The sequence below is a fragment of the Bacillus sp. FSL E2-8868 genome (assembly GCF_038005505.1).
Classification (GTDB): domain Bacteria; phylum Bacillota; class Bacilli; order Bacillales; family Bacillaceae_G; genus Bacillus_A; species Bacillus_A mycoides.
The window spans coordinates 840,722-852,860 of sequence record NZ_JBBOTI010000002.1; the positions used below are offsets into that span (position 1 = coordinate 840,722).

14 protein-coding genes are annotated in these 12,139 nt (G+C 34.9%); 7 read left to right on the forward strand and 7 right to left on the reverse strand.

Annotation, left to right across the window (positions count from 1 at the left end; all coding sequences use genetic code 11):
• Positions 1-300: 300 nt before the first annotated feature.
• A complete protein-coding gene (locus tag NSS74_RS15135; protein WP_002030982.1) occupies positions 301-1,266 on the forward strand; it encodes a DMT family transporter in 966 nt (321 codons plus the stop codon).
• A 16-nt stretch (positions 1,267-1,282) separates the two neighbouring features.
• Positions 1,283-1,954 (forward strand): GntR family transcriptional regulator, encoded by a 672-nt coding sequence (locus tag NSS74_RS15140; RefSeq protein WP_002030983.1) that lies wholly within the window; start codon positions 1,283-1,285, stop codon positions 1,952-1,954.
• A gap of 52 nt (positions 1,955-2,006) precedes the next feature.
• On the opposite strand, the gene fbpA is transcribed toward NSS74_RS15140, so the two are convergent.
• Entirely contained in the window at positions 2,007-2,177 is a 171-nt protein-coding gene (gene fbpA, locus NSS74_RS15145; protein WP_002012091.1) for a Fur-regulated basic protein FbpA, read from the reverse strand.
• A 193-nt stretch (positions 2,178-2,370) separates the two neighbouring features.
• Entirely contained in the window at positions 2,371-3,270 is a 900-nt protein-coding gene (locus tag NSS74_RS15150; RefSeq protein WP_002012090.1) for a cation diffusion facilitator family transporter, read from the reverse strand.
• Positions 3,271-3,537: 267 nt separating this feature from the next.
• Between NSS74_RS15150 and NSS74_RS15155 the strand changes: the two genes are divergently transcribed.
• Positions 3,538-4,611, forward strand: a complete 1,074-nt coding sequence (locus tag NSS74_RS15155) for a glycosyl hydrolase (protein WP_340813891.1) — start codon at positions 3,538-3,540, stop codon at positions 4,609-4,611.
• 38 nt (positions 4,612-4,649) lie between these two features.
• On the opposite strand, the gene NSS74_RS15160 is transcribed toward NSS74_RS15155, so the two are convergent.
• Positions 4,650-5,747, reverse strand: a complete 1,098-nt coding sequence (locus NSS74_RS15160) for a DUF4179 domain-containing protein (protein ID WP_215588915.1) — start codon at positions 5,745-5,747, stop codon at positions 4,650-4,652.
• Positions 5,744-6,310 carry a sigma-70 family RNA polymerase sigma factor gene (locus NSS74_RS15165; RefSeq protein WP_149190329.1) on the reverse strand — a complete coding sequence of 189 codons (567 nt, stop codon included), beginning with the start codon at positions 6,308-6,310 and terminating at the stop codon, positions 5,744-5,746. Before NSS74_RS15165 ends, NSS74_RS15160 begins: the two co-directional genes overlap by 4 nt.
• A gap of 268 nt (positions 6,311-6,578) precedes the next feature.
• Between NSS74_RS15165 and asnB the strand changes: the two genes are divergently transcribed.
• Positions 6,579-8,402 (forward strand): asparagine synthase (glutamine-hydrolyzing), encoded by a 1,824-nt coding sequence (gene asnB / locus NSS74_RS15170; protein WP_340813893.1) that lies wholly within the window; start codon positions 6,579-6,581, stop codon positions 8,400-8,402.
• Between the two features lie 46 nt (positions 8,403-8,448).
• On the opposite strand, the gene NSS74_RS15175 is transcribed toward asnB, so the two are convergent.
• Positions 8,449-9,276: a protein phosphatase 2C domain-containing protein gene (locus NSS74_RS15175; RefSeq protein ID WP_002012083.1), complete on the reverse strand. Its 828-nt coding sequence runs from the start codon at positions 9,274-9,276 to the stop codon at positions 8,449-8,451.
• Between the two features lie 124 nt (positions 9,277-9,400).
• Between NSS74_RS15175 and NSS74_RS15180 the strand changes: the two genes are divergently transcribed.
• From NSS74_RS15180 to NSS74_RS15190, 3 genes are read left to right on the forward strand one after another with little or no spacing between them, the layout of a single operon-like run.
• Positions 9,401-9,811 (forward strand): MarR family winged helix-turn-helix transcriptional regulator, encoded by a 411-nt coding sequence (locus NSS74_RS15180; RefSeq protein ID WP_002030991.1) that lies wholly within the window; start codon positions 9,401-9,403, stop codon positions 9,809-9,811.
• Positions 9,795-10,124 (forward strand): DUF3147 family protein, encoded by a 330-nt coding sequence (locus tag NSS74_RS15185; RefSeq protein ID WP_088292887.1) that lies wholly within the window; start codon positions 9,795-9,797, stop codon positions 10,122-10,124. The genes NSS74_RS15180 and NSS74_RS15185 overlap by 17 nt, the downstream gene beginning before the upstream one ends.
• Positions 10,076-10,996 (forward strand): alpha/beta fold hydrolase, encoded by a 921-nt coding sequence (locus NSS74_RS15190; protein WP_340813894.1) that lies wholly within the window; start codon positions 10,076-10,078, stop codon positions 10,994-10,996. The genes NSS74_RS15185 and NSS74_RS15190 overlap by 49 nt, the downstream gene beginning before the upstream one ends.
• A gap of 39 nt (positions 10,997-11,035) precedes the next feature.
• On the opposite strand, the gene NSS74_RS15195 is transcribed toward NSS74_RS15190, so the two are convergent.
• Entirely contained in the window at positions 11,036-11,407 is a 372-nt protein-coding gene (locus NSS74_RS15195; protein WP_000461762.1) for a hypothetical protein, read from the reverse strand.
• A gap of 89 nt (positions 11,408-11,496) precedes the next feature.
• On the reverse strand, positions 11,497-12,072 hold the full coding sequence (locus NSS74_RS15200) for a histidine phosphatase family protein (RefSeq protein ID WP_002030998.1): 576 nt from the start codon (positions 12,070-12,072) through the stop codon (positions 11,497-11,499).
• Positions 12,073-12,139: the final 67 nt, after the last annotated feature.

The window sequence follows — 12,139 nt, forward strand, 5'->3', positions numbered from 1 at the left end:
GATTATGATTATATTTCATAAAAAGATGATCGTTCTTAATAAAATGAAAATTGAATCAGTGGGGGTTTTTCCATCCTCCACTGATTATTAGCCTCACCAATTGGACTTTTACGAGCAGCACGACTCCCACCTAACTTCCTCGCATTCGCCGAATTTCAAGGTGGGAGTCTTACTGCCCGTTAATGCGGGATAAACAATTTTATTTTAAATTAGAAATTTCAGTTTATTGATATTCCATTCTGTGATATATTGCATATTGTATTCAATATATTTTTTTAAAAAGGAGGACTTATATATTTTATGGATTCAAATCGTTTAAAAGGAATTATTATGGTTGTAATCGGTGCTTGTTTATGGGGCTTATCCGGAACAGCTGCGCAACAACTTTTTCAGTATGAAAACGTTTCTACTGAATGGTTAGTTACAATCCGTTTGCTTATATCCGGTGCTATTTTGCTCATTATGTCATCATTCGGAGCGAACAAAAAAGAAATATTTGGAATTTGGAAACAAAAGTCTGATGCAAATAAGATAATTTTGTTCGGTCTTTTAGGCATGCTTGCTGTACAGTACACGTACTTCGCTTCTATTAAAGAAGGAAACGCTGCTGTTGCAACTTTGTTACAATATTTAGCCCCTATATTTATCACTGTATACTTACTTTTCAAATGGAGCGTTCGTCCATCAAAAATTGATTATATTTCAATTACCCTCTCATTAGTAGGGACTTTTCTCCTATTAACAAACGGTTCTGTTCATAACTTAGCTGTATCTACACCTGCTATCATTTGGGGCGTTTTATCTGGACTATCTCTTGCATTTTATAGTTTGTATTCAAAAGAATTGTTAGAAAAGTGGTCTTCATCCGTTATCGTTGGATGGGGGATGATCATTGGGGGGATTGGCGTAACGATTTTACACTTTATTTCCACAAACGAATTCATTTTATTATCAACTATGAAATATGTAAAACTAAGTACCCTCCCGCTCATTACATTTGTCGTCATTTTCGGGACACTCATCGCATTTTATTTATACTTAGATAGCATAAGATACCTTACGCCTAAAGAAACAACATTATTTGGCTGTACAGAACCACTCGCAGCTATTATTTCTTCTGTGCTTATTTTGCACGTACCGTTTCAATCTTTTCAGTTATTAGGTGCTTTTTGTGTAATTGTAATGGTGCTCATATTAAGCCAAAAACCGGATAAAGGAAAACCAAAATTAAAGCTTGTTAATACGAAAAAGAAACATATACAATGAAAGGATTGAATTCACTATGCCTGTCCCTCAAAATTATAAAAAACCAGGAAGAGTTTCAGCAAAGTCACTCGTTTTAAATCAACTGCAAGATTGGATTATAGAAGGTGTTTTACGACCTGATGAAAAAATAAATGATGGGGAATTGGCAGAAGCACTAGGAGTAAGCAGAACACCTGTTAGAGAAGCTTTACAAATTTTAGAGCTTTCTGGATTAGTTGAAATGGTACCTGGGCAAAAAACGAAAATCGCGCCTATTAAGTTAGACGACGTATCTATCATTTATGAGACGATAGCTGGTCTTCACTCAATTATAGGAAAGCAAGCACTTCAAAAAGTTACAGACGCTGATATTAAACTACTTTCCGAGATAAATGATGCTTTTCAACAATCTATACATGAAAAAGATTCAAAAAAAGCTTTAGAACTAGATATACGATTTCACAATACAATTACTTCTATTGCTAAAAACCGATATATTGAACCTTTTCTAGAAAATATGCAACTTCACATTTTACGCCTTGAATATTTATTTTTCCAAAACTTCGTGCCTGCAAGTCAATCTATTAAAGAACATCACTCTATAATTCAAGCACTACAAAAACAGGATGAAAAACGAATGGAACAAATGATGTCTCAAAACTGGCTCCGTCCAATGAAAGAAATACAAAAAATAATTTCTATGAAATAATAAAGCTGGTTACACAAAAGTGTAACCAGTTCCTTCTTTAATAATCTATATGCTATGCCTGAATATTTGCGTAATCTTCAATATGCTCGTACTCTTTTTCCAATTCCTCTAAAGATAGCTCGTATAATTGTCGGTCGCGAATCTTAAACACCCCTGCTCCAATTAACTCATCAATTAAATGTCTCTTACGATTTTCAACAGCAAAACGGAGTTGACTACTCATCTTTTAAAAAACTCCTTTCTACGATCATTGAAAATGATAATCTTTATCAATTAACACTTTTGATTATAAAAGATGATTCTTAATAAGTAAAGTAATCTTATGAAATATTTACCTTACAAAGTATTTGTGGCCACATTATATATATGTATGCCACGCGAAAAATGTTATGACACTTTTTCATACCCTTTTTCTTTCATACTTTGCAAGTTGTCTCATTATGGTTAAATTCACCTTCTATTTCAACTTGAATGGTGACATGTTCTACATGAAATTTCCCCTTTAATACATCCGTTGCTTCTTTCAATACGCTTTGCGTTTCATTACCTTCGATAATAAGATGGCAAGTTAATACTTGAAAATCTGATGTTACAGACCATATATGTAAATCATGAACTTCTTTTACAATAGTAATATTTAATAATGTATTTTTCACCTCTTCAGCATCTATGTGCTGCGGTGCACCTTCCATTAATATATGAACTGTATCACGTGTTACACGCCATCCACTTATAATGACTAAAATAGACACAAGAATACTAGCAACCGCATCTGCAGCAGTCCATCCAAAAAATTTAATAAGTAACGCAGCAATAATCGCCCCAACTGAACCTAATAAATCGCCTAGTACATGTAAGAACGCACTTCTTAAATTTAAATTACCTTTCACATCTCCGCCTCTCATTAATATCCAAGCTGATACAATATTAATAAGCAGACCAAGCACAGCAATAATGAGCATTCCATTACTAGCGATTTCAACTGGTTCCTTAAAACGACGAATTGCTTCAATAAAAATATATACTGAAATGACAATAAGAACGACACCATTACATAATGCCGCTAACATTTCGACTCGCTTATACCCATATGTTTTCGCAGCCGTTGCCGTTTTTTCCCCAAGCTTGAACGCAAGTAAACTTAAAGCTAAGGATACTGCATCACTTAACATATGCCCTGCGTCAGACAATAGTGCTAAGCTATTTGTTACAAATCCACCAATAACTTCAGCAATCATAAAGCTTGTTGTTAATAAGAAGGCAATTAATAACGCTTTTTTATTTTTTGAATGACCGTGATCATGTGAGTGTCCCATACAAATACTCCTTTAAGTGCAATATCTGTATGTTAGTATGAAACAAATCCCCTATCTTTATCCCCATTAACGCCCGATAGTGAATGCTACTAATCCGTAGAAGATGAACAATATCCCACTGATTAAAGTTTCACTTTATCCCGCTTCCTCTGTATACAAACTTCGCTACTTTTCAAACAAGTCCTTTTTCTCAACTAAAAACAAGACTACTTCTTTTTTATTTTCATATTGTTTACTAATGAAAGAATTTTTAAGGGGGTTACAAAATTGAAACGACTATTTCTCTGCATGGAGCGTGAACTTGTTGTAGTAAAAGAACAATATGGTAACTATGAAACCACATATCATTTACAAAATATGCAACCTACCTGTATTGTGGTTGATCCATTCCAAACAAATCGTGTTTATTGCGGCACATTTGGACGAGGTTTATGGCTAAGTGACGATGGCGGGGATTCGTGGAGACCAATTGGTGATTCATATCGTTACTTTGATTTCCCTAAAGAGGATGGTATTTTACACTCTTCTATTACTTCTATAACGATAAGCTCAAATGAACAAGTTAACGGCTACGGCGTCGTTTATGTCGGCACAGAACCGAGTGCTTTATTCCGTTCAGAAAATGGTGGTGAAACGTGGACTGAACTTAAAAATATGAAATCATTATTATCTTCCTATACGTGGGCTTTTCCGCCTAGACCTTTTACCCATCACGTACGCTGGATTACAGTTGATCCCAACAATCCAAATACACTCCATGTTTCAATCGAAGCTGGTGCTGTTATTCAAAGTAATGATAAAGGGCATACATGGATTGATAAAAAATTCGGTGCTCCTATCGATGCTCATCAATTACTCATGCACCCTGAAGCCCCAAATCGCCTTTATGCATCATGTGGTGACGGATTTATGGGCGGACCTGATCGTGCATATCTTGAAAGTTATAACAGTGGAAACAGCTGGATCTCATGTAGTGACGGACTTGAGCATCATTATTTATACAGCATGGCTATCGATCCAGCTGATTGCGATACAATTCTCGTTTCTGCCGCACCAAGTGCCAACCTTGCTCATCACCGTATTCCTTATGAATCTTATATTTATCGAAAAACGAAAGATACTCCGTTCCAGCAAGTACAGCAAGGTCTACCATCTGCAATTGGTACAGTCATTTCGATGTTTGCTACAAATCCAGCCGAACCACATACGTTTTACACTTTAAATAACAATGGCATCTTTCAATCCACTGATAGCGGTGAAACGTGGGAACAACTAAACATTACATGGAAAGATGAGTATAAAACGCAGCATCCGCATGCATTGCTCGTTACTAGTTCTTAACAAAAAGAGCCTGCCTTCATTTAAGGCAGGCTCTTTATTTATTTCTTTAAATCAATGACAATATCATCTAACACTATATCTTTACTCTTCGCTTCTTTTTTCGGCACTTCTATTTTCTTCTCTTTCCCATTCACATACTCCACTCCACCATGATTTTCAGGTGTATGAACTCGCAAATGCACATGAGGTGTAACGATAAGTTTTGTAGCATTTTCGTTTAACTTTTGGAATGTAGCACTCCAACTACTTTTATGTGGCTCTGCTACTGTACTACTTCCGCCATTTCCTTCACCAGCATAATGATTTCCTAAATCATCTTTTATTTCTAACTCAACATCCGCACTATCCCATATACTTCTTAATGCCTTAGATTCTTCTTGATTGAAAAAAACGATAAATGACATTGGGGTTACTTCCATTTTGTCTATATTTACTTTTATTAATTCATTTTCAGAAACCCTATTAACCTTTACTTCCGTACTATCCATTGCTTTTAAACTAAGCGCGAAATTCCAGTTCCCCTTTATTACATTACCTTCATAATCCAACTCAATTGCCTCTATATCCCACCAAACATTTGCAACATCTAACCTTTCACTACCATGACCACTCATCGTAGTCATACCTACATATTTTCCCTCTCCAACTTTTGAAACGTTCGAACTACCTCCTCCGCCATTAAAGCCCATAACTTGCGGACTTCCAAATAGGAACGGTTTCTCTCCTAAATCTTTTTCACTCTCAATAGAATATGTGATTGTAATTGTTCTACCATCGAACACAGCATCATTAATTGTAACTTTAACCCCCTTACTCTCTCTCGTCATATTCAATTCAGTCGAAAACTCTTTATAATTTTCATATAATCCTGTTCTACCGTTATCTAAAAAGCGGAATATGTCACCTACAATTGGCAATCCTCCAGCATATGTAGGAAATCCGATACCGAGTGTTACAACTGATAATCCTACTAAAATGGATGCAGCAGCGACACCTTTTTTCCAAGTTTTCATCTTTTTCTTCGTACGTATAGATCGTTTTAAATTACGTTTCACTTTTTCTTTTTCAATTTCAGAAGTCTCAAGTTCTTTTTCATCTATATCAATATCATTTAATAGTTCATAAATGTCTTTCATATTGCACTACCTCCAAAACTAATATTCGTAGCATTTTGTTGTAGTTTCTTTTTTCCCCGGTACACACGATTATCGATCGCTGCCCTGGTTAATCCTAACTTGTCACCGATTTCCTCTGTCTTCATGCCGAGGAGATATTTCATAACGAACACCTTTTGATCTAACGGTTCTAATTGATTAATAAGCTTCAATAACTCTTCCCTATCTTCCATAACGATTAATTCATCTTCTGCCGATTTTTCTGTACTAATATGAAACTCATCTGAAATAATTTCTACTGTTCTAGTCGCTTTCCGGTAATAATCAATCGCCTTAAACTTTGCAATCGCTGCAATCCATTTTTTAAAATCATTCGGCTCTCCATGAAATTTATTTGCATTATTCCAAATGGAAAGAAATATATCGTTTACACATTCCTCTATGAGTCCATCATTTTGAACCGGAAGAAGAACTTTGTGCGTTATCCCCTTTATGAGCGGTAAGTATGTATCGACAACAAATTCTAGCGCATCTTCCTTCTGCCGCTGTAATCTTTTTATAAAATTTTTCTCATTTGATTTCATGTAGCGATTCCCCTTATTTTTTTGTAAAAGCTTTTACACCCTATATAACGTCTAAAAAAATATTTTCTCTCATCTTTTTTATTTTTTGTATGTAATGGAATACTTTTCCTTAGCCATTGTCTCATATAAATATAAGCTTGAAGAAAATTTTCTCAAGTCTGTAATTCAATTAGTGTAGTACACTATTTATGCAGACATTCTTTAACCTGATGTACATTTCATTTAATTAATCTATTTTTATAATTTTAAATTAGGAGATGAGATTTGTATGTGTGGAATTACAGGTTGGGTAGATTGGAAGAAAGATCTTTCAAATGAACATGTTATTTTAGAAAAGATGGCGAATAGTATTCAGCATCGCGGTCCTGATGCTGAAGGATTTTGGTTTTCTCCTCGTGCGGCCTTTGCACACCGACGTTTAATTGTTATTGACCCAGAAGGTGGGACGCAGCCGAAGACATTTCGTGCTGGTGATTATACGTATGCTCTTACTTATAATGGAGAAATTTATAATTTTCGTGAGCTGAGAGAGCAGCTTCAAAAATGTGGGCATGCATTTGAAACGCATTCAGATACAGAAGTATTACTACATGCTTATTTAGAATGGAAAGAAGACTGCGTACAACATTTAAACGGAATTTTCGCTTTCGCCTTATGGGATGATCAGAAGCAACAACTGTTTTTAGCACGTGATCATTTAGGCGTAAAGCCACTCTTTTATACAGAAAGAAATGACAGTATTATTTTCGGATCTGAAATAAAGGCATTATTAGCTCATCCATCTGTTCCTGCTGAAATTGATGCGGACGGCATAAATGAAATATTTGGATTAGGCTTATTTCGAACTCCAGGATGTGGCGTCTTTAAACATATCCAAGAAGTTCGTGCTGGACATTCTATAACATTCACACGTGATAAAAAAGTAGTTCAAAAGTATTGGAATTTAGAAAGTAAGATTCATACAGATTCTACTGATGATACATCATCACATATTTTATCTATTTTACAAGATACAGTAAAAAGACAATTAATTGCCGATGTTCCTCTCGTCTGTATGTTATCAGGCGGATTAGACTCTAGCGGTATTACTGCACTTGCGGGTAAAGAATTTGCAGAGGAACACAAAACACTTCACACATATTCAATCGATTTTTTAAATAGCGCGAAAGATTTCGAACTGACATTTGCTCGAACTGGTTTAGACGCTCCTTGGGTAAAACGTGTTTCTGAACATGTAGGGACATCGCATCATGACATTATTGTGAATGCTGAAGAGTTAGCAAATCACTTATTCGTTCCCCTTCACGCGAAAGATTTACCCAGTGCTGGCGAAATGGAAACTTCACTTTATTTACTATTTTGCGAAATGAAAAAAGATGCAACCGTAGCTTTATCTGGAGAATCTGCTGATGAAGTATTCGGGGGATATCCTTGGTTTCATCAAGAAGAACTATTATATGTAGATAAGTTTCCGTGGTTAACAAACTGGAAAAACACATCTTCTCTATTATTAAACGACGTAACAACTCAATGTAATCCTGAGCAGTATATTAATAAACGATTCCATGAAGCTGCTCTTGAAGTACCTACTCTTGAAGGTGAAAGTAAAAAATCCGCGAAACAACGTCAAATGTTTTATTTATTTTTAACACGATTCCTTCCGTTCTTACTCGACCGTAAAGACCGTATGAGTATGGCTGTAGGATTTGAAGTTCGTGTACCGTTTTGCGATTATAGACTAGTTGAATATTTATGGAATGTTCCTTTCAATATTAAAAGTATTGATAATATCGAAAAGGGAATTTTACGTAGAGCGCTGAAACCAGCTTTACCTGATGATGTGCGAAATAGAAGAAAAAGCGCTTACCCTACTTCACAGGATCCACACTATTTACAAACAATCCGCAATTTAACGCTTGATATGTGCAGTAATAAAAACAATCCTGTTTTCTCACTCATTAACCATTCCATATTACTTGCAATTGCTGATCAAAGTAACAAAGGGATTACCAATTTTGAAGCAAGAAGTGCTATGGAGTATATGCTACAAGTAAATGAATGGTTAAAAACGTATCATATTCATATTGCTTAACAAAAAAGAGTTCAAGGACAAAAACCCTTGAACTCTCTTTCATTTATTAATTGGCACATTGTCTATTTTCAGTATCGATGGACCATCCAATAATAGTGGCACAATCTCTACCTTTCCACTGAAGTACATTTGTTAATACAGGCTCAATCTGTAAACAAGATCCGTCGTGTAATATTTCTACTAAAGATTGATCATCATCAAACTTTAGTTTATCACACTCTAAAATACCATCCGTTGCCATTACAATGTGATTCTGACCTTTTTCTAATCCCCTTACCCCTGATGTAAAACAAGGTGTATTCGCTGCAAAAACATTTTTTCTTCCTATATACTCATAGTTCTTACGCTTATTTAGCCTACCTTTTCCATTTTTCGTTTGCTCTGAATGGAATAAATACGCGAAGCAATCACCAACTGATAGCCAATATAAGAACTCGCCTTTTCGTAAACAAATTAAACATGCAAGTTCCTCATCATCTTGGTCACATTTCTCGATAAAGAGCTCATCTGTAAATAACGCTAATAAATACATATGTGTATGATGAAAAGCTAAATGGATTGGGTATGAAAATAACTCTTTTAGTTTTTCTTCTCTTTCTGAAATCGCTTCTATTATATAATGTATATTTTTCGTTTTATGATGTGTATCAAAAATCATAACAAATTCAAATTCTAATTTCGGATCCCACCAAGCTAGCACTGCATCTCCTCTTTCATATGCATCACTCTCTTGATTTCCTCCATATACGCCGACTGAAAGAGGACCACATTTTTCAACATGTATTTGATCTACATACATCTTTTCATGACTAATCCATTTAAATGTATTCACAGCTATCATCCTCTCTCTTGCTAAATGTATACCTTTACACATAGATTACCTTATATTTCAATAAAAATAAACTTTTTCAACATTTTTAATGAAAATAAAAGGATTTTACTTCTGAATCAACGAATATATCTTACTATACGATATAAAAATAGGAGGATTTATCATTATGAAAGACATTAATCAACATTGGGAAAGTATTTATTATCACTTACGATATGAATATGAAGACAACCTTTCTCACCAAGCTATTCGTATTTTACAAATCGTTTCTCGTGAGAAAGATATAACAATTGGAAAAGTTGCTACTGAGCTTAGTCTCTCTCATAACACAGCATCTGAACACGTAAAGCGCCTTATTCAAAAAGGATTTATTATAAAAGAAAGAAACAAACACGATGAAAGGGTTGTAAACCTTACTTTAACGAAAGAAGGCATTGAAGTATTAGAAAAGCATACTTTACTAGATAAAGAAAAGATAAAAATATTAGAATCACAGTTATCAAAAGAAGAACAACAACTAATAGAAAAAGCCTTTTCGTTATTAGCTAAGGAGGCAAAATATGCATTTCCTCGTTAAGGTCATCGTCTCCGCCCTCATTATTGGGGGTGTAACCGAATTTGCCAAATATTTTAGTACGCTTGGTGGCTTTATCGCAGCCCTTCCTCTTATTAGTTTACTTAGTTTATTTTGGATTTCTTTCGAAGGTGGGAGTAAACAAGAATTAAGTCAATTCGCTTTAGGCGTATTATATGGATTTCCTGCATCTGCACTACTATTATTTATTGTTTATATCGGTTTAAAAAACTCCTTTTCACTTAGTACATCTATACTCTTCGGCATATGCGCCTGGTGTATCGTCTTTACTTGCCAAAAAGTATTTCAAGCTTAGGGGGAATTACTATTAATAGATCAGTAGAGATATTTGGACAAACTGTAGAAGTATATATGAGAGGTAGTAGTAAACAAACTGTAGTCATTCAAACAGGAATGGGATGCTCATTTTATGATTGGCTTCCTATTATAGAAAAGCTTTCACAAAAATTCACAGTCATTTCATATCATCGCCCAGGTTACGGAAAAAGTGAGCTAGGAACTAATCGACGTACAACAATGCAAGTTGTAAAAGAACTACATATGTTACTACATGAACTAGATATTTATGAGCCAATCATTTTAATCGGTCATTCCTATGGAGGTTTATGCGCACAACATTTTGCAATGTTACATGAAGATAGGCTGCAAGCACTTCTTTTAGTTGATTCTACTTCCATGAACTTACACCGATTAGATGAACTGCATTTACCGGTTTCTGATCAAACTGATTCTGATGATATGTGGCTACAAAAATATCATACCTACTCCAACATGAATGCAGACGCGCTTTATACTGAACTAAAACCTATGCTCGTCAATACAACAAAACAGCATATCAAATTTTCTACCTCTCCTTCATTATATAAAGCGACAGCTTCTGAACTGTCCGAGTGGAAAAATTGTGCTCGCTCAATAAAAAAACAACATAAAACATTAGAAATACCATTAATTGTTATCAGTAGAGATCCTCAATATTCTATTGCTCAATTGATTGAGGGCGGTATGCCAAAAGAAGAAGCTACACAACTTGAAGATATGTGGCAAGAACTTATTCGTGAACAATTAAATCTCTCAATAAACAGCCAATACATTTTGGCTGAACATGCTAGTCACGGGATAGAAAACGATCGTCCAGATGCTATCATTGAAGCCATTCACTTATTGTAAATAAAAAAAGGAAGCAACTAAAGCTGCTTCCTTACTTATCTATTCATAGTCTTCTTCATCATCGACTTCTTCATAATACGAACTCCCATTGCTTACATATATAGGACCGTTCGCAACATCAATACGTAGTACCCATGCCCATGGCACAGCTAAACGTTTATGTATTGCTCTCCAAAAGTTCATTGATTTTCTTTCGTACTCCTGGAACTCCTGAAGTAACTCTTTATAGGAGGAACCGTCTAACTGAATATTTGCTTCTAATAAACGAGAATGGGCATAGTACTGTAACTCTAGTTCAGCAGCAATCTCCATTTCTTCTTCCGTTGCCATACCTATAATTGCTCCATCTGCTGGTGCGATTTCATATACGTTGTGAACTTCAATAAGCCCTTCTTTCTCTTTCTCAAACATGTAAACAGCCTCCTTTAACCAATATTTTTTATGTTACAAAGTCATACTTCTACAATACCTTCTCCCTTTCCTCTTTTTTTGATAAACTTTTACAAATTATTTATCTGATAATCTGTAGACTGTATTCTTTCAGCAGAACTGAAACAATTATTATCAAAAGTTAATTTATACACATCAGGCATATGAAGGGTTTTCCAAAACTGAAAACCATATTTCGAATCAAAATAATTCATTAGTAATACCATAATATTCCCATGAGTACCTATTACAATATTCTTACCTTTATATTTTTTTAATATACTTTGCATACATATTACAGCGCGTCTTTGCGCTACATCATTTGATTCTCCGCCTTCGTATGCAAAAGTCCAGTCTTCCCATACCTTCTGAATAGCATCGTTAAAATCTGTTACTGGCTCTTTACTTAATAACCTTTCCCGTAAATCTTCTTCCAGTTGTATTGATAAATTATATGTATTCGCAATTCCTTGCACGGTTTGAATCGCCCTTTTATACGGGCTAGAAATAACAACATCAATGTTTTTATCCTTTAACAAACTTGTTACATTACCTGCATCAATCTCTCCTTCTTCAGATAAGGGACGTTCCCTTTCTTCCTTTGTATATGTAGAGTGAGCGTGGCGAACGAAATATACTGTAGTCATTATTCAGCTTCCTTTCTTAGTTTCAATCTATATTCCATGCAGTAAATAGGAAATCCTGTATCATGAA

Bases quoted from the DNA above. Each gene is read 5' to 3' on its own strand.
- NSS74_RS15135 (WP_002030982.1), top strand. From the start codon at position 301: ATGGATTCAAATCGTTTAAAAGGAATTATTATGGTTGTAATCGGTGCT.
- NSS74_RS15140 (WP_002030983.1), top strand. From the start codon at position 1,283: ATGCCTGTCCCTCAAAATTATAAAAAACCAGGAAGAGTTTCAGCAAAG.
- fbpA (WP_002012091.1), bottom strand. From the start codon at position 2,177: ATGAGTAGTCAACTCCGTTTTGCTGTTGAAAATCGTAAGAGACATTTA.
- NSS74_RS15150 (WP_002012090.1), bottom strand. From the start codon at position 3,270: ATGGGACACTCACATGATCACGGTCATTCAAAAAATAAAAAAGCGTTA.
- NSS74_RS15160 (WP_215588915.1), bottom strand. From the start codon at position 5,747: ATGAAAGACATTTATGAACTATTAAATGATATTGATATAGATGAAAAA.
- NSS74_RS15165 (WP_149190329.1), bottom strand. From the start codon at position 6,310: ATGAAATCAAATGAGAAAAATTTTATAAAAAGATTACAGCGGCAGAAG.
- asnB (WP_340813893.1), top strand. From the start codon at position 6,579: ATGTGTGGAATTACAGGTTGGGTAGATTGGAAGAAAGATCTTTCAAAT.
- NSS74_RS15175 (WP_002012083.1), bottom strand. From the start codon at position 9,276: ATGTGTAAAGGTATACATTTAGCAAGAGAGAGGATGATAGCTGTGAAT.
- NSS74_RS15180 (WP_002030991.1), top strand. From the start codon at position 9,401: ATGAAAGACATTAATCAACATTGGGAAAGTATTTATTATCACTTACGA.
- NSS74_RS15185 (WP_088292887.1), top strand. From the start codon at position 9,795: ATGCATTTCCTCGTTAAGGTCATCGTCTCCGCCCTCATTATTGGGGGT.
- NSS74_RS15190 (WP_340813894.1), top strand. From the start codon at position 10,076: ATGCGCCTGGTGTATCGTCTTTACTTGCCAAAAAGTATTTCAAGCTTA.
- NSS74_RS15195 (WP_000461762.1), bottom strand. From the start codon at position 11,407: ATGTTTGAGAAAGAGAAAGAAGGGCTTATTGAAGTTCACAACGTATAT.
- NSS74_RS15200 (WP_002030998.1), bottom strand. From the start codon at position 12,072: ATGACTACAGTATATTTCGTTCGCCACGCTCACTCTACATATACAAAG.